This is a genomic window from Aeromonas australiensis, assembly GCF_000819725.1.
GTDB lineage: Bacteria > Pseudomonadota > Gammaproteobacteria > Enterobacterales > Aeromonadaceae > Aeromonas > Aeromonas australiensis.
In genome coordinates, this window is record NZ_CDDH01000110.1 from 1 (window position 1) to 593 (window position 593).

1 protein-coding gene is annotated in these 593 nt (G+C 64.6%); it reads left to right on the forward strand.

All coding sequences use genetic code 11. The features are described from left to right. On the forward strand, positions 1-593 hold a 593-nt coding region (locus BN1117_RS17910; RefSeq protein WP_040099601.1), incomplete at both ends, for a nucleoside transporter C-terminal domain-containing protein.

A 593-nucleotide genomic window follows, 5' to 3' on the forward strand; every position in this document is an offset into this window, starting at 1 on the left:
GCATCATGCAGTGGGTGATCCGGGTACTGGGCGGCGCCATTCACCGCCTGCTCGGCACCAGCCGCGCCGAATCCCTGGTGGCCACCGGCAATATCTTCCTGTCGCAAGGGGAGTCGCCGCTGCTTATTCGCCCCTTCCTCGCCGGCATGACCCGCTCTGAACTCTTTGCGGTGATGACCTGCGGCATGGCCTCGGTGGCGGGCTCGGTACTGGGCGGTTACGCCGGTCTGGGGGTGGATCTGAAATACCTCATCGCCGCCTCCTTTATGGCGGCGCCGGGTGGCCTCTTGATGGCCAAACTGCTGGTGCCGGAGCAGCAGCAGGTGAGCGATCAGAGCGAGATCACCCTCGACAAGAGCGACTACAGCAACGCCATCGACGCACTGGCGGGCGGCGCCATGGGCGGCATGAAGATCGCCGTGGCCATCGGCACTATCCTGCTCGCCTTTGTCAGCGTCATCACCATGATCAACGCCGGTCTCACCACCGTCGGCGAGTGGTTCGGCTGGGCCGATCTTTCCCTGCAGCAGCTGCTGGGTTATCTGTTTGCCCCGGTGGCCTGGCTGATTGGCGTGCCCGCCAGCGAGATGATG